This is a genomic window from Bradyrhizobium sp. 6(2017), assembly GCF_011058295.2.
GTDB lineage: Bacteria > Pseudomonadota > Alphaproteobacteria > Rhizobiales > Xanthobacteraceae > Bradyrhizobium > Bradyrhizobium septentrionale.
Genome location: NZ_CP049289.2, coordinates 8434401 through 8453726 on the forward strand (window position 1 = coordinate 8434401; position 19326 = coordinate 8453726).

At 67.2% G+C, this 19326-nt stretch carries 17 protein-coding genes; all 17 read left to right on the forward strand.

Annotation, left to right across the window (positions count from 1 at the left end; genetic code table 11):
• The first annotated feature begins 52 nt into the window (after positions 1-52).
• Positions 53-1063 carry a branched-chain amino acid ABC transporter permease gene (locus tag G6P99_RS40080; protein WP_029082761.1) on the forward strand — a complete coding sequence of 337 codons (1011 nt, stop codon included), beginning with the start codon at positions 53-55 and terminating at the stop codon, positions 1061-1063.
• Between the two features lies 1 nt (position 1064).
• Positions 1065-2150: a branched-chain amino acid ABC transporter permease gene (locus G6P99_RS40085; RefSeq protein ID WP_029082760.1), complete on the forward strand. Its 1086-nt coding sequence runs from the start codon at positions 1065-1067 to the stop codon at positions 2148-2150.
• Positions 2143-2925: an ABC transporter ATP-binding protein gene (locus tag G6P99_RS40090; protein ID WP_029082759.1), complete on the forward strand. Its 783-nt coding sequence runs from the start codon at positions 2143-2145 to the stop codon at positions 2923-2925. Before G6P99_RS40085 ends, G6P99_RS40090 begins: the two co-directional genes overlap by 8 nt.
• Positions 2918-5128, forward strand: coding sequence for an ABC transporter permease (locus tag G6P99_RS40095; protein WP_165126079.1), 2211 nt, complete (start codon positions 2918-2920; stop codon positions 5126-5128). The genes G6P99_RS40090 and G6P99_RS40095 overlap by 8 nt, the downstream gene beginning before the upstream one ends.
• 3 nt (positions 5129-5131) lie before the next feature.
• A complete protein-coding gene (locus G6P99_RS40100; RefSeq protein ID WP_029082757.1) occupies positions 5132-5965 on the forward strand; it encodes a phosphoenolpyruvate hydrolase family protein in 834 nt (277 codons plus the stop codon).
• Positions 5966-5990: 25 nt separating this feature from the next.
• Positions 5991-8885, forward strand: coding sequence for a flotillin family protein (locus tag G6P99_RS40105; protein ID WP_165126082.1), 2895 nt, complete (start codon positions 5991-5993; stop codon positions 8883-8885).
• Positions 8886-8894: 9 nt separating this feature from the next.
• Positions 8895-9332, forward strand: a complete 438-nt coding sequence (locus G6P99_RS40110) for an SRPBCC family protein (RefSeq protein WP_029082755.1) — start codon at positions 8895-8897, stop codon at positions 9330-9332.
• Positions 9333-9548: 216 nt separating this feature from the next.
• Positions 9549-9992: an SRPBCC family protein gene (locus G6P99_RS40115; protein WP_029082754.1), complete on the forward strand. Its 444-nt coding sequence runs from the start codon at positions 9549-9551 to the stop codon at positions 9990-9992.
• Between the two features lie 15 nt (positions 9993-10007).
• Positions 10008-10826, forward strand: a complete 819-nt coding sequence (locus tag G6P99_RS40120; protein WP_029082753.1) for an FAD binding domain-containing protein — start codon at positions 10008-10010, stop codon at positions 10824-10826.
• Between the two features lie 6 nt (positions 10827-10832).
• Positions 10833-11312, forward strand: a complete 480-nt coding sequence (locus tag G6P99_RS40125; protein ID WP_029082752.1) for a (2Fe-2S)-binding protein — start codon at positions 10833-10835, stop codon at positions 11310-11312.
• Positions 11313-11324: 12 nt separating this feature from the next.
• Positions 11325-12911: a xanthine dehydrogenase family protein molybdopterin-binding subunit gene (locus G6P99_RS40130; RefSeq protein ID WP_029082751.1), complete on the forward strand. Its 1587-nt coding sequence runs from the start codon at positions 11325-11327 to the stop codon at positions 12909-12911.
• Positions 12912-12913: 2 nt separating this feature from the next.
• Positions 12914-13936, forward strand: a complete 1023-nt coding sequence (locus G6P99_RS40135; RefSeq protein WP_021075858.1) for a xanthine dehydrogenase family protein molybdopterin-binding subunit — start codon at positions 12914-12916, stop codon at positions 13934-13936.
• A 9-nt stretch (positions 13937-13945) separates the two neighbouring features.
• Positions 13946-14827: an AAA family ATPase gene (locus tag G6P99_RS40140; protein ID WP_029082750.1), complete on the forward strand. Its 882-nt coding sequence runs from the start codon at positions 13946-13948 to the stop codon at positions 14825-14827.
• A complete protein-coding gene (locus tag G6P99_RS40145; RefSeq protein ID WP_029082749.1) occupies positions 14824-15942 on the forward strand; it encodes a vWA domain-containing protein in 1119 nt (372 codons plus the stop codon). The genes G6P99_RS40140 and G6P99_RS40145 overlap by 4 nt, the downstream gene beginning before the upstream one ends.
• Complete coding sequence (locus G6P99_RS40150) at positions 15939-16829, forward strand: amidohydrolase family protein (RefSeq protein WP_165126085.1); 891 nt, start codon at positions 15939-15941, stop codon at positions 16827-16829. The genes G6P99_RS40145 and G6P99_RS40150 overlap by 4 nt, the downstream gene beginning before the upstream one ends.
• A 51-nt stretch (positions 16830-16880) precedes the next feature.
• On the forward strand, positions 16881-17729 hold the full coding sequence (locus G6P99_RS40155; RefSeq protein ID WP_165126088.1) for an MBL fold metallo-hydrolase: 849 nt from the start codon (positions 16881-16883) through the stop codon (positions 17727-17729).
• 18 nt (positions 17730-17747) lie between these two features.
• Complete coding sequence (locus tag G6P99_RS40160) at positions 17748-19322, forward strand: isochorismatase family protein (protein ID WP_165126091.1); 1575 nt, start codon at positions 17748-17750, stop codon at positions 19320-19322.
• Positions 19323-19326 lie beyond the last annotated feature (4 nt).

Below are 19326 nucleotides of genomic sequence, written 5' to 3' on the forward strand. Positions count from 1 at the left end.
AGGACACGCGGCCCGGCAGACGGTCGCGGCCAGCTGAGGGAACGCGACGGAGATGGCCAGGTTCATCGAACGCCATCCGGCCTGGGCGCTGATCGCAATCATCGCGGTCGCGGTGCTTGCGTGGCTGGTGTTCGCGATCTGGCCGCCGGGACTGGAGGCCGCGATCGGCCGCAAGCGCGTGTTCCTCAATGCCGTGCTGAACGGCATCACGCTCGGCGGGCTGTATTTCCTGGTGGCGAGCGGCTTCACGCTGATCTTCGGCCTGATGCGCAACGTCAACCTCGCGCACGGCTCGCTCTATCTGTTCGGCGGCTACATCGGCTACGCCGTCAGCACCTGGACCGGGTCGTGGATCCTCAGCTTCATCGTCGCCTTCATCGCGGTGGCGCTGGTCGGGGTGATCCTGCAGCTCGCCGTGTTCCGCCGCATGGAGGGGCAGGACCTCAGGCAGACCATGGTGACGATCGGGCTCTCGATCGTGTTCGCCGATTTGATGCTCTGGGTGTTCGGCGGCGACTTCTATCAGGTCCAGACCCCGAGCTGGCTGATCGGCCCGGTGCAGCTGCCGCTGCTGACCGCGATCAAATCGTCGGGCGAGCCGGTCTATCTGCAATACCCGCTGGTGCGGCTCGTGATCTTCGCAGCGTCCGTCGTGATCGGGATCGCGATGTGGCTGGCGCTGAATCGTACGCGGATCGGCATGATCGTTCGTGCCGGCGTCGACGACCGCGATATCCTGGCCGCGACCGGAGTGCGGATCCAGCTCGTGTTCGTGCTGGTGTTCGCGTTCGGCGCAGGCCTTGCCGGCATCGCCGGGGTGGTCGGCGGCACCTTCCAGTCGCTGTCGCCGGGCGAGGACACCCGCTTCCTGCTCGCTTCCCTCGTCGTCGTGATCGTCGGCGGCATGGGCTCGATCCCGGGGGCTGCGCTCGGCGCCGTCATCATCGGGCTCGCCGAGCAGCTCGGCTCGGTCTACATCCCGACCTACGCCATCGTCGTCACCTTCCTGATCATGGTCGTGGTGCTGGCGCTGCGGCCGCAGGGCCTGCTCGCGAGGCGATGAAATGTCGTTGCTCCAGAGCACCCAGTTCCGCCCCGACCCGTCCGCGAACGCGACGCGACGCGCCTTGATCCGCGCCTGGCCCGAATTGCAGAACCCGGCAGCGTGGCTGGTCGCGCTGATCCTCGTGATCATGCCGTTGATCGCCAACGGCTTCTTCCTGATCGAGATCTTCGCCACCACGCTGATCCTCGGCATCATCGCGCTCAGCCTGATGTTCCTGGCCGGCTATGGCGGCATGGTCAGCCTGATGCAGCTGACGATCGCGGGCTTCGCCGGCTACATGGTCGCGGTGTTCGGCATAAGCGGCAACGCCAATATCAGCCTGGGCTGGCCGTGGTGGCTGGCAACGCCGATGGCGCTGGCGCTGGCGACGCTGTTCGGCACGCTCGGCGGCGCGCTCGCGGTGCGCACCGAGGGCATCTACACCATCATGATCACGCTGGCGATCGGTGCTGCCTTCTACTACTTCACCAACCAGAACTGGGCGATCTTCAACGGCCACACCGGCATCAACACCGTCGCGACGCCGCATTTCTGGGGCGTCGACTGGCGCGCCGACATCGCGTTCTACTATGTGACGCTCGGCGTCGCCGCGATCTGCTACTTCGCCGTCCAGTATGTCTCGCGCGCGCCGTTCGGCCTCGCGCTGCAGGGCGTGCGCGACAATTCCCGCCGCATGGCCGCACTCGGCTTCAATCCCAATGCCCACCGCATCGCGGCCTACGCCTTCGCCGCCTTCATCGCGGCGCTCGGCGGCGTGCTGCAGGTCTGGAACTACCGGCAAATCTCGCCCGGCTCAGTCAGCGTCGGCGCCTGCATCGACGTCTTGATCATCGCCATAGTCGGCGGCATCACGCGGCCGATCGGCCCGTTCATCGGTGCGCTGATCTTCGTGCTGCTGCGCACCTTCGCGCTCGACGTGCTGATCAAGTTCGGGCTCGACGGCAATCGCTTCCGGCTGCTGATCGGGCTCGGCTTCCTCGCCATCGTGTTCTGGTCGTCCGACGGCGTGATCGGCCTCTGGGAGCGCTGGCGGCGCCGCACCAACTCCTCGACGCAACGTCCAGGCGGAGGCCGCCATGGATAGCGTCGCGCAGCGGCTGTCCGTGGTCGGCGCCGGTGCTGCGCTGGAACTGCGCGGCGTGACGCGGCTGTTCGGCGCGCTGGCGGCGCTGACCGACGTCACCATCACCGTGCGTCCTGGCGAACGTCGCGCGGTACTCGGCTCGAACGGCGCCGGCAAGACGACGCTGTTCAACTGCATCACCGGCGACTTCCCGCCGTCCTCCGGCACGATCCGCTTCTTCGGCGAGGATATTACCCAGTTCCCGCCCTACGAGCGCATCCGCCGGGGCTTGCGCCGCACCTACCAGATTTCGGCGCTGTTCCCCGGCCTCACGGTGCAGGACAACGTCTACCTCGCCTGCCGCGGCGTCTCGCGCGGCCGATTCTCGTTGCTTCGCCCGGGGCAGAACGATGCGCTGATGCATTCGACCGAAACGCTGGTGCAGGCGGTGCACCTCGCCAGCGTCAAGGACCAGCGCGTCGCCGAGCTCGCGCATGGCCAGCAGCGCCAGCTCGAGATCGCGCTGGCGCTGGCGGGCGCGCCGCGCTTCATCCTGTTCGACGAGCCGGCGGCGGGACTGTCGCCGACCGAACGGCGCGAGCTGATCGAGATCCTGACCTCGTTGCCGGCCCATATCGGCTACATCATCATCGAGCACGACATGGACGTCGCGCTGCGCGTCGTCGAAAGCGTGACGATGATGCACAACGGCCGTATCTTCAAGGAAGGCCTGCCGCGCGAGATCGAGTCCGATCCCGAGGTGCAGCAGCTTTATCTCGGAGGCGGCCATGAGTGACCGCCGCGCCGTCCCCGCCCTCGAGGTCAAGGGCCTCGACGTCTATTACGGCCATTCGCATGCGCTGCAAGGCGTCGATCTCACGCTCGATACCGGTGTGTTCTCGGTGGTCGGCCGCAACGGCATGGGCAAGACCACGCTGTGCAAGGCCATCATGGGCCTGGTGCGCGCCAGCGCCGGCTCGATCCGGATTCGCGGCGAGGAGGTCACGCGGCTCAATCCGGCGCGGATCGCCCGGCTCGGCGTCGGCTATGTGCCGCAGGGCCGGCGGCTGTGGCGCTCGCTGACCGTCGACGAACACCTCGCGCTGGCTGGCGGCCTGCGGCGCGGCGCGTGGACGATCGAGCGCATCTACGACACCTTCCCCCGCCTCGCGGAGCGCAAGAACAACGGCGGCAACCAGCTCTCCGGCGGCGAGCAACAGATGCTCGCGATTGCGCGCGCACTGCTGACCAATCCGCAACTTCTGATCATGGACGAGCCGACCGAAGGCCTCGCGCCGGTCATCGTGGCGCAGGTCGAGGACATGCTGCTGCGCCTCGGCGATAAAGGCGACATCTCCGTCCTGGTCATCGAGCAGAATATCGGCGTGGCGACGGCGGTGTCGCGCAACGTCGCCATCATGGTCAACGGCCGGATCAACCGCATCATCGACTCCGCGCGCCTCGCCACCGATCGCGAGCTGCAGCAACGGCTGCTCGGCGTCGGCACCCACGGCGCGGATGTGACTGAGGCCGAGACCGCGCCGGCAAAGGCCGATGCCGCCGGCGCGCCGCCGCCGGAACGCAAGGGGCCGGCTCGTATCTACGTCTCCAATCCCGTGCTGCCGACGCGCTGGTCGCAACCGGTGCCGATCGCCCGCATCGAGGCAGCCGCACGGACGCAGTCCTCCGCCGTCACGAGGCTCGAGGAGACGGCGCGCACGCGGCGCGAGCCAGTGACATCCAGGCCCTCGGGGCCACCGGTCGTGCTGGTCGTCGGCACGCTCGACACCAAGGGTGCGGAGCTGCGGTTCATTCGCGACATCATTGCCGGCAGTGGCCTGCGGACGCGGCTTGTCGACGTCTCGACCAGCGGCAAGGCGGCGAGCTGCGACGTCACCGCGCAGGAGATCGCGCTGAACCACGGCCGCGGCGGCGCGAGCGTATTCGGCGCCGACCGCGGCGCCTCGGTGACGGCGATGGCCGAGGCGTTCGAGCGCTGGCTGCGCCGCCAGGGCAATATCGCCGGCATCATTTCGGCCGGCGGCTCGGGCGGTGCCTCGCTGGTTGCCCCCGGCATGCGCGCGCTTCCGGTCGGCGTGCCGAAGCTGATCATCTCCTCGGTCGCCTCGGGCGACGTCGGCCCCTATGTCGGTCCCGCCGACATCACCATGATGTATTCGGTGACCGACGTGCAGGGTCTCAATTCGATCTCGCGCGCGGTACTCGGCAACGGCGCCAATGCGCTGGTCGGCATGGTCAAGGCGCGGCTCGACCAGCAGAACACCAAGCAGCGCGACACCGCTGCCAATCTCCCCGCGATCGGCATCACCATGTTCGGGGTCACCACGCCGGCGGTGCAGAAGATCGCGGCCGACCTGCGCGAGGATTTCGAGTGCCTGGTCTTCCACGCCACCGGGGTCGGCGGCCGTTCGATGGAGAAGCTGGTCGAGTCCGGTCAGCTCGCCGGCGTCATCGACCTCACCACGACCGAGGTCTGCGACCTGCTGATGGGCGGCGTGTTCCCGGCGACGGACGATCGCTTCGGCGCCATCATCCGCAGCCGCGTGCCCTATGTCGGCTCGGTCGGCGCGCTCGATATGGTGAACTTCGGCGCGCCCGACACGATTCCGGAACGCTACCGGCAGCGCAAGTTCCACATCCACAATCCGCAAGTCACCTTGATGCGGACCACGCCGGAAGAGAACGAGCGCATGGGCCGCTGGATCGGCGAACGCCTCAACCAGATGGACGGACCGGTGCGCTTCTTCCTGCCCGAGGGCGGCGTCTCCGCGCTCGATGCACCGGGCCAGCCGTTCTGGGATCCCGACGCCGACGCTGCGCTGTTTGGCGCGCTGGAGCGCACCGTGCGCCAGACCGGCAACCGGCAGATCATTCGCATCAAGCGCAACATCAACGATCCCGAGTTCACCGCCGCCATCGTCAGCGCATTCCGTCCGCTGCTCGGACGCGCCGGTAGCAGGCGGAGAGTGGCGAGGTGACCCATGCCCAGGTTTGAACGCACGGCGCTGTTGAAGAAGTTCCACGCCATGATCGCGCGCGGCGAGCCGATCGTCGGCGGCGGCGCCGGCACCGGACTGTCCGCGAAATGCGAGGAGGCCGGCGGCGTCGACCTGATCGTGATCTACAATTCGGGCCGCTATCGCATGGCGGGTCGCGGCTCGCTCGCCGGACTGATGCCCTATGGCGATGCCAACGCCATCGTCGTCGAGATGGCCGGCGAGGTGCTGCCGGTCGTGACCAGGACGCCGGTGCTCGCCGGCGTCAACGGCACCGATCCGTTCCGCGACATGGACGTGTTCCTCGACCAGCTCAAGGCTATCGGCTTTGCCGGCGTGCAGAATTTTCCGACCGTCGGCCTGATCGACGGCACGTTCCGCGCCAATCTCGAAGAGACCGGGATGTCCTACGCGCTCGAGATCGACATGATCTCGAAGGCGCATGAGAAGGACATGCTGACCACGCCCTATGTCTTCAGCGAGCAGGAGGCCGCCGCGATGGCGATCGCGGGCGCCGACATCATCGTCTGCCATATGGGCCTGACCACGGGCGGCACGATCGGCGCACAGACCGCGCCAAAACTTGCCGACTGCCCTGCCCGCATCGAGGCCTGGGCCGAAGCCGCGCTCAGCGTCAATTCGGACATCATCGTGCTCGCGCATGGCGGTCCGATCGCGGACCCCGCGGATGCCGATTTCATCATGAAGCAGACCCGCAACTGCCACGGCTTCTACGGCGCCTCCTCGATGGAGCGCCTGCCGGTCGAGCGGGCGTTGACGGATCAGGTTCGCAAATTCAAGGCGATCGGCGCGCGCTAACGCGCCGTGACCAAGGGAGGAAGATATGTCGGGGATGCTAGCAGGTGAATTGATCCTCTGGCTCATCGTCGCAATCGTCGCGATCGTCATCATCGTCTATGTGGTGAACTGGCTGTACCACCGCTCGTCGAAGGAAACCTCCTTCGTCCGGACCGGCTTCCTCGGCGAACGGGTGGTGATTAATGGCGGCGCTTTCGTGCTGCCGTTCATCCACGACTACACGCCGGTCAACATGAACGTGCTGCCGATGGGGATCGTGCGCTCCAGGCAGGACGCCGTGATCACCCGCGACCGGATGCGCGTCGATATCGAGGCCGACTTCTACGTCCGGGTGCAGGCGACCCGCGAGGCGGTCTCGATCGCCGCCGCCACGCTCGGCCGCCGCACCATGGAGCCGGAGCAGCTCCACACTTTGCTTTCCGGCAAGTTCATCTCCGCGATCCGCTCGGTCGCCTCCGAAATGACGATGGAGCAGATGCATGAGCAGCGCGGCGACTATGTCGCCCGCGTCAAGGCCAATGCCGCCGAAGCGCTGGCGCAGAACGGCCTCGAACTGGAGTCGGTCGCGATCACCGATCTCGACCAGACCGACCTCGAATATTTCAACCCTTCGAACCGCTTCGACGCCGAAGGCCTGACCCGCCTGATGGAGGATATCGAAGCCAAGCGCAAGCTGCGCAACGACATCGAGCAGGACTCGATGATCAAGATCCGCTCGCGCAATCTCGAAGCCGAGCGGCAGGCGCTGGAGATCGAGCGCGAGAGCGAGACCGCCCGCCTCGAGCAGGAGCGTGATATCGAGATGCGCCGCGCCCTGCAGCGCACCGAAGTCGCCCGCGAGCGCGCGCTGCGCGAGACCGAAGCCGAACAGGCCCAGATCACCGCACGCGAAACCATCGAGAAGGCGCGCATCGCCAACGAGCAGGCCATCACCGAAGCCCGTATCGCCTCCGAGCGCGAGACCCGGCACCGGGAGATCGAGCGCACCCGCGCGGTGGAAGAGCGGGAATTGCTGGCACGCGAGGAGATCGAGAAGGCCAGGATCGCCAACCAGCGCTCCGTCGACACCACCCGCATCGCCTCCGAACGCGAGGTCCGCCAGCGCGAGATCGAGCGGATGCGCACGGTCGAGGAGGCCGAGATTGCCGCCCGCGAGTCGATCGAAAAGGCCCGCATCCAGCAGGACCGCGTCGTCACCGATGCCCGCATCGCCAATGAGGAAGAGACTCGCCGCCGCGAGATCGAGCGGACCCGCGCGGTCGAGGAGGCCGAGATCGCGGCCCGCGAGGCCACCGAGAAGGCGCGCATCGCCCAGACCATGACGGTCAATGTCGAGCGCATCTCCTCGGACGAACGCACCCGCGCACTGGAGATCCAGCAGGTCCGCACCATCCAGGAGGCCGAGATCGAGGCGCAAAAGTCGGTCGAGGCCGCCCGCATCATCAGAGAGAAGACGCTGGCCGCCGAGCGCATCGCCGCCGATCACACCACGCGCAAGCTCGAGATCGAGCGCAACCAGGCGATCGAAATCGCCGGGATCACGGCGCGCGACGCCACCGAGGCGTCGCGGATCGCGCAGGAGGAACATGTCCGGGCGCTGGAAATCGCGCGCACCCGCGCAATCGAGGAGGCCGACATTGCCTCGCGCGAATCGATCGAGGCGGCGCGCATTTCGCAGGAGAAGTCGGTCGCCGCACAGCGCATCCGTGCCGAACGCGAGACCCGCGCGCTCGAGATCGAGCGCACCGGGGCGATCGAGGCCGCCGAGCTGAAGCGCCGCGACGCGGTCGAGCGGCAGCGGATCGATGTCGAGCTGGCGCTGGAGAGCGAACGGATCACGTCCTCCCGGACCCGCGAGGTGCTCAATATCGATCAGAAGAGGGCGATCGAGCTCGCCGACGAGGAGCGCGTGATCGCGCTCGCCGCCAAGCGATCGGAGCGCATCGATGCCGACCGGCAGGTCAAGCAGGCCGAGATCACGGCCCGCAAGGAGGTCGAGACCACCGACGTGACCCGCGAGCAGGCGCTGGAGGCTGCGCGGATCGCTCGGCGCCGCTCCATCGAGCAGCTCGAAGTCGCCCGCAACCAGTCGCTGCAGGAGGCCGAGATTGCCGCACGCGAGGAGGTCGAACGCGCGCGGATTGCGTCGGACCGCGGCCTCGACGAGGCCCGGATCGGCCGCGAGCGCGAGCTGCGCAAGCTCGAGGTGAACCGTGAGAAGGACGTCGAGACCGCGCTGATGGAGAAGGCGATCGCGCTGCATCAGAAGTCGCTGGAGGAATCCGCGGCGCGCGCGGCGGCTGAGGACGCGAGGGTACACGCCACCGAGGCGGCCGAGCGCGTGGTCACCGCGCGCGAGAGCGAAATCGCCAAACGGCGCAAGACCATCGAGGTGCTGCTGGCCGAGAAGCAGGCCGAGGAAACCAGGATCGCGGCCGGGGCCGAACGGGTTCGCGCCACGGTGGAGGCCGAGGCGCAGCGCCTGCTCAACGAGGCCGAAAATGTGCTGACCGATCAGGCACGCTACTCGCTGTTCCGTCGCAAGCTGCTCGACCGGATCGAGGGCATCGTGCGCGAGAGCGTCAAGCCGATGGAGAAGATCGAGGGCATCCGCATCCTCCAGGTAGACGGCCTCAACGGCAACGGTAATGGCGGCGGCGGTGGCCGCAGCGCCACCGACGAGGTGATCGATTCGGCGCTGCGCTATCGCGTGCAGGCGCCGCTGATCGACTCGATCCTGTCGGATATCGGCGTCGAGGGCGGCAGCCTGGCAAAAATGCCCGGCCTGATCCGCGAGGCGCGCGACATGCAGGGCATCAAGGAGTCCGCGCGGAAAAGCAGCGGCGAGGCCAAGCCGGCAGCGCCCGGGGGCGGCGGCGAGCCACCGCGTCCTGAGCGCACGCCACGCAAGAAGGACTGAGCTCACGCCATGGCACGAGTTTATGTCTCCACCGTCGTCAACGCCCGCAACGACCGGGTCTGGGCCCGGGTGCGCGATTTCAACGGGCTGCCGAACTGGCACCCCGCGATTGCGGAGAGCCGGATCGAGGGTGGCGAGCCCTCCGACAAGATCGGCTGCGTCAGGGATTTTCGCCTGCGCAATGGCGACCGGATCAGGGAGAAGCTTCTGGGCCTGTCCGACTACGACATGTTCTGCATCTACTCGATCCTGGAATCGCCGATGGGCGTCGAGAACTATGTCGCGACCTTGCGGCTCACGCCGGTCACCGACGGCGACCAGACGTTCATGGAGTGGACTGCCGAGTTCGACTGCGCCCCGGAACGTGAAGCAGAGCTCGTCAACAATATCGGTGGCGGCGTGTTCCAGGGCGGATTCGACGCCCTGAAGCGGGCGTTCGGGGGATAGCGGAATGCATAGGTCAGATATCGCCGAGCAGACGGTCCACCTCTCGCCCTGTGGGAGAGGTCGGATCGCATCGCATGATGCGATCCGGGTGAGGGGTTGCGGTCCCTCGTGGGACCTGAGCCCCCTCACCCGGCGCTGCGCGCCGACCTCTCCCCGTTGGGGAGAGGTGATGCGCGCGGCAACATCGATGCAAAAGATAGACATTGGACGCTGACCGTGCCGCACATCGTCAAAAGCACGATCCTGGATGCACCGACCGATACGGTCTGGGCCGTGCTGCGCGATTTCAATGGCCACGACCGCTGGCACCCTGCGGTCGCGACCAGCGGCATCGAGCGCGCGCAGCCTTCCGACAAGATCGGCTGCGTCAGGCGCTTCAAGCTGAAGGACGGCGCCGAGCTGCGCGAGCAGCTGCTGGCGCTGTCCGACCTCGAACAATCGTTCAGCTACTGCCTGCTCGATACACCGATCCCGATGTTCAACTACGTGGCGCATGTCCGCCTGCTGCCGGTCACCGACGGCGACCGCACCTTCTGGCACTGGGAATCGCGCTTCACGACGCGGACCGACGACCGGGATCGCATTACGCATATGGTTTCGGAAGACATCTACCAGGCCGGCTTCGAAGCCATCCGCCGGCATCTGAAGGAGGCCGCGTAAGCGGAAAGGGACATCATGCCAGTCACGGTGAAGACCTTCACCAGCACCCATGACGCGGCGGCCGCGCTGTCGTCGGATCGCAGCGCGCGTTACCTCGGCGGCGGCACGCTGGTGATGCGGGCGTTGAACGAAGGTGACATCTCGATCTCGACTGTTATCCGCGCCAGCGACCAGGCGATGACCCGGATTGATACTTCGGGCGCGCGTATCGTGCTCGGCGCCGGCGTCACCTTTGCGCGTATCCTGGCCGAGCGCGAGCTTGCCTTCCTGCACGCCCCGGCCCGCTCGATCGGCGGACCGGCGGTGCGCAACATGGGCACGGTCGGCGGCAATTTGTTCGCGCCGGTGCCGTATGGCGACTTCACTGTCGCGATGCTTGCGCTCGATGCTGTCGTGTCGGTGCAGGGCGGCCTCGGCGGCCGTGAGATCGAAATCGAGGAATTCCTGCAATCGCGCGACCGGCAGACCGGCACGCTGGTGCTGGCGATCTCTTTCGCCAAGCCCGGCAGCACTGAGGCCTTCCGCTACCGCAAGATCGCGCGGATCAAGCCCAAGGGCGGCGCGGTGATCACGCTCGCAGCACATCTGCCGGTCAACGGCAGCCGCATCGTCGGCGCCCGCGTCGCGCTCGGTTCGATGGCGCCGACGCCGATCCGCGCCCGCGCCGCCGAGCGTGCGCTGGAAGGCCGCTCGCTCGACGCCTCCACGATCAATGCGGCCGCCGCGGCTGCCGTCGAAGGAACTTCGCCTGGCGACAATGCGCTCGCCAGCGCCTGGTACCGCCGCGAGATCGTCGGCGTGCATCTCCGGCGCCTGTTGTCCGGTCAGGAATAGATCGTCATGGCCAAGACCCCTCTGCAATTTCAGCACAACGGCCGTGACGTCGCGATCTTCGTCGACGGCGGCACCAATCTGCTGGTGGCTTTGCGCGAGCTGATCGGCGACATGACGCCGAAATTCGGCTGCGGCCAGGGCGGCTGCGGCACCTGCAGCGTGCTGATCGATGGCGAACTGCACCTCTCCTGCCTGACGCTCGCCGAGACCGTCGCCGGCCGCTCCGTCGAGACGCTCGACGGCATCAAGGACGGCCCCAATCTGCACCCGCTGCAGCGCGCCTTCGCCGACAATTTCGCCGCGCAGTGCGGCTACTGCACACCGGGCATGCTGATGGCCGCGAAGGCGCTGCTCGACCGCAATCCGCAGCCGAGCCGCGCCGAGGTGGTCGAGGCGATCTCTGGCAATATCTGCCGCTGCACCGGCTATGAGCCGATCATCAACGCCGTGCTCGCCGCCGCATCCGGCGGCCGCGCACGCGCGTAAGGGAACAGTGCCATGCTGGAATTGCGCAAGGACCTCTTCGCCGACGAGCGCGACGACAATCTGAAGGAAATCGGCAAGGGCACGCAGCGTCAGGACATGCTCGGCCATGTCACCGGCACCTCGCCCTATTTTGACGACCACAAGCTGCAGGGCATGCTGCATCTGAAGGTGGTGCGCAGCGAACATTCGCACGCCCGGCTGCGGCGCATCGACACCTCGGAGGCCGAGCGGTCGCAGGGGGTGCGGCGCGTGATCCGCGCCTCCGACGTGCCGCGCAATTTGAACACGCTGCTCAGCCTGATCAATTTCGGCAAGGACGACGAGCCGTCGCTCGCGGTCGACAAGGTGCGCTACAAGGGAGAGCCCATCGTCGCCATCGTCGCCGACAGCCCGCGCGAGGCGTTTGAGGCGATCGCCAAGGTCAAGATCGACTATGAGCCGCTGCCGGCGGTGTTCGATGTCGAGGACGCGCTGAAGCCGGGCGCGCCCGTGGTCAACGAGGTTTATCCGAAGAACACCTTCACCTATCACGAGACCTACGATCGCCAGCAGCTGCGCTTCGGCGATGCCGACCGTGCGCTTGCCTCGGCCGACCATGTGCTGGAACAGCGCTACCAGATGTCGCCGATCGAGCATGCGCCGACCGAGACCAACGGCTCGATCGCCGCGCCCGACACCAACGGCCGCTACATCGTCTACACCTCGACGCAGGCGCTATTTTTCTCGGTCGACACCTGCGCAAAGATCCTCGACGTGCCCTCCAACACCTTCCACTTCATCGGCGGCACGGTGGGCGGCGGCTTCGGCGGCAAGGTCGATACCCTGACCGAACCGCTCTGCATCCTCGGCGCGATGCTGACCGGACGCCCGGTGCGCTACGTGTTCGGGCGCGAGGAGGAGATGCAATACGGCCCGCCGCGCGGCGCCGAGCGCATCTACATCAAGGATGGCGTGATGCGCGACGGCCGCGTCGTTGCGCGCAAGGTGCGCGCCTATTTCGACAGCGGCGCCTATACGCGACTGTCGAGCTATGCGGCGGTGAAATGCGCGGCGCATCTGCCCGGCCCCTATACGATCCCAAACGTCCATGGCGACGTCTACTGCGTCTTCACCAACCGCACGCCGGCGACCGCGATGCGCGGCTTCGGCGTCACGGCGATGGACTTCGCCATCGAATGCCAGATGGACAAGCTCGCCCATCTCGTCGGCATGGACCCGATGGAGTTCCGGATCCTCAACGCGTATCGCGACGGCGACATGAAGGCGCACCGTCGCGAGGCCAAGAACACGGCACTGATCGAATGCGTGCAGGTCGCCGCGGAGAAGACCAAATGGCCGCTCCGCGAAGAATTCAAGCGCATGTCGTCGCGCAAGGATGGTGGTGGCATCCGTGCTGCTGTGACGCTGACGCCACGTGAACCGCATGCGCCGGCGCCCGCACCGTCGCAGCAGCGCACGACGTATGATCGCGCCCCGGCTGCAACCCGCGAGCCGCCGCCGCCCTCTCCGACGCCACCATCACCTCCGCCGCCGCGGCCGACCGCGCCGTCGCATGGCGCCACCCGCTTCTCTTCCGTCTTCGGCACCAGGAGGCGCTGACCATGACCAGGCATCGCGGACGCGGCATCGCGTCGGTCAATTATCCCATCGGCATGAATCTCGGCGGCGATCCGAGCCAGGCGCTGGTGCATTCCAACCCGAGCGGCAAGTTCACGGTCGCGCTGTCCTCGATCGACCTCGGCCAGGGCATGAAGTCCGTGACGCGGCAGATCTGTGCCGAGACGCTGGGCGTACCGGTCGAGGACGTCTATGTCGACACCGCGGATTCCGACACCGGTCCGCACTGCATGGGCTCGTTCGCCTCGCGCGGCACGCATCGCGTCGGCAACGCCGTGATGGCGGCAGCGCGCGAGGCGCGCGGCGTGATGATGGAGGCGGCCGCCGAGGAGCTCGAGGTAAACGCCGCCGACCTCGAGACCGACGGCCGCGGCAACATCCACGTCAAGGGCGCGCCGCATCGCTCGATCTCGACTAAGGACGTCGCGATCGCCGCGCAGTTCAAGCAGGGAAAGACGATCTCCGGCCGCGGCATCTTCCTGGTGCCGCTGTCCGACGTCGACCCTGAAACCGGCGAGATGTCGCCGGCGACGTGCTATGCGCATGCCTGCCTCGTCGCCGAGGTCGAAGTCGACGACGAGACCGGCGAAGTCGATATGGTCCGGATGGACAGTGCCTATGAGCTCGGTCGCGCGCTCAATCCGCGGCTGGTCGAGCAGCAGCTGGTCGGCGGCGCCTGGATGGGCGTCAGCCACGCACTCTACGAGACGCCGGAACCGTATTATCCGGAGCCGGTGCATGGCCCGCGCGACTTCGTCGAATATCTGATGCCGGGACCCGGCGACATCTGCCCGCACGACATCGCGGTGCTCGAACGCCCGGCCCCGGACGGCCCGTTCGGCGCCAAGGGACCGGGCGAGATGTGCGCCAATCCGGTGCTGCCTGCCGTGGCGAACGCAATCTTCAACGCGGTCGGGGTGCGGATCGACGATCTGCCGATCACGCCGGAGAAGGTGCTGCGCGCGATCAGGGCGCAAGGCGGCGCGCGGCCGCAGCCGCGGCGCTGAGGTCTCTCCATGCCGGTCCGCAGCAACATCGTCGGCATCGATAGCCCCGAGGCGCTCGAGAAGGCGCTGCGCGCGGCCTATTACCTCGCCGACGACGGCATCGCGACGGCCGCCTATCTCTCGCTCGCGCTCGGCAAACCGCTGCTGCTTGAGGGCGCGCCGGGCGTCGGCAAGACCGAGGCTGCGAAAGCGATCGCCGCGGTGCTCGGCCGCAGGCTGATCCGCCTGCAATGCTATGAGGGCATCGACGCCGCTGCTGCGCTCTATGAGTGGAACTATCCGCGCCAGATGCTGGCGATCCGGCAGGCCGGCGAAGAGAGCATCGACATCTATGGCGACGCCTTCCTGATCGAGCGTCCGATGCTCGCCGCATTGCGGGCGCCCGACGCGACCGTGCTCTTGATCGACGAGATCGATCGCGCCGACCAGGAGTTCGAGGCCTTCCTGCTCGAATTCCTCTCCGACTTCCAGATCTCGATCCCCGAGCGCGGCACCGTGCGTGCCGCCGAGCACCCCGTCGTGGTGCTGACCTCGAACCGGACGCGCGACCTGCACGAGGCGCTGCGGCGGCGCTGCGTCTATCACTGGATCGACTATCCGAACGCCGAGCGCGAGGCCCGGATCGTGATGATGCGCGCCTCCAGCGTCGCCGAAGCCACCGCCCGCGCGGTGGTCGCCGCCGTCGGCCGGCTGCGCCGCGAGCCGCTCAGCAAAGCGCCGGGGATTGCGGAAGCCGTCGACTGGGCGGAGGCCGCGACCCTCCTTCATAAGGGCGGCGCGCGCTGGCCGGATGCCTTCAAGCGTTCGATCGGCGTCGCGCTGAAGGACGAGGAGGATCTGCATTTCATCTCACCCCGGCTCGATGCATTGATCGCGGAGGCAGCCGCGTGAGCGACGATCTCAAGCTGCCGCGCGCCGCGCAGATCTTCGTGACCTTTGTCGCGCTGCTGCGCGCCAACGGCTTCCTGGTCGCACCGGAGCAGACAACGAGTTTCCTCGCCGCGATCGAATTGCTCGGGCCGCAGAGCCTCGAGCACATCCGCCAGGCCGGGCTCGCGACGCTGGCGCCGCCGCCGGAGCGCTGCGCGACATATGACCGGCTGTTCGACATCCACTTCCGTGGCGGCGAGGCGATCGAGCAGGCCGAGGGCGAGGACGAGGAGACCGTCCGCCTGCAGGAGGAGGGCCGCGGCGAGGACGAGCCGCCGCTCGCCGACGAGGCCAATGAGTCAGGCCTTGCCGCGGCACGCGCCGAGGCGCTGGTCGAGCGCCGCTTTGCCCAGGCCGCGATCAGCGATCCGCTGCGAAAACTGTCGCGCGAGGCAGCAAAGCGGCTGCCGCGGCGGCGTGGCCACAGGCGACGCCGCGCCCGCAGTGGCCCGTTCGCCGATCTGCGCCGCACTCTACGTGACAGCGTGCGCAATGACGGCGAGGTGCTGCGGCTCGGCCGCATGCGCCGCCGCCAGCGTCCGCGGAAAATCCTGTTGCTGATCGACGTCTCCGGCTCGATGAAGGCCCGCACCGAGGAGAACATGAGGCTCGCGCATGCGCTGGTGCAGGCGGCCGGCAATGTCGAGGTCTTCACCTTCGGCACGCGACTGACCCGCGTGACATCGGCGCTGCGGCTGAAGCGCCGCGAGCAGGCGCTGAGCGCGGCCTCGTTCCTGGTCAGCGACTGGGATGGCGGCACCCGCATCGGCGACGCGCTGCAGGCCTTCCTCGCCGTGCCGCGGTTCGGCGGATATGCCCGCGGCGCCGCGGTCGTGATCGTCTCCGACGGGCTTGAGCGCGGCGATCCGGCCGCGCTGCGCGACGCCGTCGCAAAGCTGTCGCGCCGGGCCTGGCGCGTCAGCTGGCTGACGCCGCTCGCAACCTCGTCCGGCTTCAAGCCGCAAACAGAGGCGCTGATCGCGATCCAGCGCTTTGTCGACGATCTCGTGGACGGCGGATCGAGCGCGGCGGTGGTCGCGCATCTGCTGTCGCTCGGAGCAAGGAGAGCTGCGTGACTGGCATTGTCGACGGACATCATCACATCTGGCGTCAGGCCGATCTCGCCTGGCTGTCCGGCCCGATGCAGCCGCGCATCTTCGGCCCCTACGAGCCAATCCGCCGCGACTATCCGATCGAGGAATATCTCGACGACCTCAAGGGCACCGACGTCACCCGCTCGGTCTACGTCCAGACCAACTGGCCGAACGGCCAGTTCGAGGATGAAGCAGCCTGGGTGCAGCAGACCGCTGACCAGCACGGCTGGCCGCACGCCCTCGTCGCCTATGCCGATCTCTCCGTCGACGACGTCCGCCCGCAGCTCGATCGCCTGAAGCGCTATCCGCTGGTGCGCGGCGTGCGCATGCAGCTGCACTGGCACGACAACCCGCTCTATCGGTTCGCGGCGCGCCCCGATCTCTGCACCGATACCGCGATCCGGCGCAACGTCGCGCACCTCGCCGACTATGGCTGGAGTTTTGACCTGCAGGTGTTCGCGTCGCAGATGGCCGATGCCGCCGGCCTCGCCGAGGCCTGCCCTGACGTGACGTTCATCCTGCAGCACGCCGGCATGCTGGAGGATCTGTCGCCGCAGGGACGCGCCGCCTGGCGCGCCGGCATGGCGCGGCTGGCGCGCTGCCCGAACGTGGTTTCGAAACTGTCGGGGCTCGGCACCTTCATCCATCGCAACGATGCCGCGCATATCGCCGGCATCGTGATCGACACCGTCGCGATCTTCGGCGCGGACCGTTGCCTGTTCGGCTCGAACTTTCCGATCGAGAAGCTGTGGTCCAGCTACCGCGATCTCGTCGACGCCTTCAAGGCGGCGGCCGCACGGCTCAGCGACGAGCAGCGCGAGGCGATCTTCAGCACAACGGCGGCGCGGGTCTATCGGCTGGGGCCATAGGCGCGCCGCGAACACGGACACAACAACGAACACGAATTGGGAGAGGGACAGATGCCGTTGGAGATCAAGATTCTGGACTATGGCGATATCGAGCTGGAATCGAGCTTCCTCGTGCTCGGGCACAATTGCGGCCGGACCCGCCGCGTGCTGACGCTCGGCTTTTTGATCCTCGGCGGCCCCTACCCTGTGCTGGTCGACACCGGCTACCGTTCCAACCAGATCATGGAGACGCTCGGCATGCGCGGCCTCCAGTTCCACGAGAACATGATCGAGAACCAGCTCGCCCGCCACGGCGTGCGAATGGGCGACGTCCGCTTCGTCTGCCACACCCATCTGCACATCGATCACGCCGGCAAGGACGATCTGTTCTCGATGAACACCACCGTCGTCGTCAACCGCAAGGAGCTGGAATATTCCGTCTCCGGCCTGATGCACCCGCAATATCCGGCGCCCGACATCAAGCATCTGATCGACCGCCTGCACACCAAGAGCGCGCTGCGCTTCCTCGACCTCGAGATCACCGGTCCGGTCGAGCTGATGCCGGGCGTCTATTGCGACGCCGCCAACGCCCACACCGAAGGCTCGATGAACATCCACGTCCACACCGCCGACGGCATCGCGACAATCTGCGGCGACGTGATCTATGACTTCAACGACCAGATCGTCGCCCCCTTCAACGAAATCCATGACGCCGAGCCGCGCACCACCGGCAACCACGGCACCAGCAAGCGCGCCGAGAAGGCTGCGATCAAGAAGCTGCTGAGTAGCTCGCGCTATTTGCTGCCGGTGCATGATCGCCCGGCCAAGATCGAGGGCGGCGCGGTGGTCGGCCGGCTGCACGACCAGGTGCCCGGACCTGTGGTGCAGAGCCTGCCGCAGCGCAATTGGTTTCCGGCATAACCAAGAAGGCCTGTCACGATGACGCATGTCACGCTGCGCGCCGAGTTCGAGGATCTGATCGATCCCTATGCGCCGGTCGGCCAGGTCGGCACCGGCTTCGATTTCACCGAGGGACCGATCTGGCATCCGCTGGATCACTTCCTGCTGTTCTCCGACATGCCCGGCGACGTGCGCAGGCGCTGGGATGCGCGGCGCGGCGTCGTCGAGGTCAAGCGTCCGTCGAACAAATGCAACGGCATGACCTATGACGCCGAGCTCAACCTGATCGTCTGCGAGCATGCGACGTCGTCGCTGATCCGCGAGCGGCCGGACGGGCGGCGCGAGGTGCTGGCCTCGCATTACGAGAACCAGGAGCTCAACAGTCCGAACGACGTCTGCGTGCATTCCTCGGGCGCCATCTATTTCTCCGATCCATGGTACGGCCGGATGCCGGTCTATGGAGTCGAACGACCGCGCCAGCTCGGCTTCCAGGCCGTCTACCGCGTGCCGCCGGGCGGTGGTGCGCCCAAACTGCTGGTCGACCGCTATTTGTTCGAGCAGCCGAACGGACTGTGCTTCTCGCCCGACGAACGCATCCTTTATGTCAACGACACCGTGCAGGCGCTGGTCCGTGCCTTCGACGTCCAGGCCGACGGCTCGCTCGCCAATCCGCGCATGTTCGCGAGCGGCATCCGCTCCGAGCTCGAGCCCGGCCTGCCCGACGGCATGAAGTGCGACCAGCGCGGCAATGTCTGGGTCACCGCGCCCGGCGGCGTCTGGGTCTATTCGGCTGACGGCAATCTGCTCGGCAAGGTCCGCCTGCCCGAACTGGTCGCCAATCTTGCCTGGGGCGGCGCCGACTTCCGCACGCTGTATCTGACCGCGACCCATTCGGTCTATGCGATCCCGACCAAGGTCGGGCCGCGACAGGAGCCCTATATGAGCAGCAAGCGTGGCGGCGCCGGCGCGGCATCGTCCTCTACGCCCGCGCCCAATCTCGCCGCCGGCGACATGCAGCTCGATCCGAAGCGCTGCGCGATGATCATCCAGGACATGCAGAACGACGTCATCATGGACGGCGGCGCGTTCGCCGAGTCCGGCGCGCCCGTGCATGCGCGCCAACAGCATGTCGTCGAGAATGTCCGCCGCGTCGCCGAGGCTGCACGCGCCCGCGGCGTCGCCATCATCCATGTCTGGTTTGTCGTCGAGCCGGGCGCACCCGGCGTGACCTTGAACGCGCCGCTGTTCGAGGGACTGGTCGACAGCAAGGCGATGGTGCGCGGCAGCTGGGGGGCAGCGCCGGTCTCGGGGCTCGAGCCGCGTCCCGGCGACTTCGTGGTCGAGAAGATGCGGATGAGTGCCTGGGAAGGCACGCGGCTCGAGACCATCCTGAAGGCCACCGGCCGCGACATGATCATCAACACCGGAGCCTGGACCAACATGTCGGTCGAGCACACCGCGCGCACCGGCGCCGACAAGGGCTATTTCATGATCGTACCAGAGGATTGCTGCTCGACCATGAATGCCGATTGGCACAACGCCGCGATCAACTTCGCGCTGCAGAACGTTTCCGTGGTGACCAACGCCGACGCCGTCATCAAGGCGCTCGGTTAGGGAG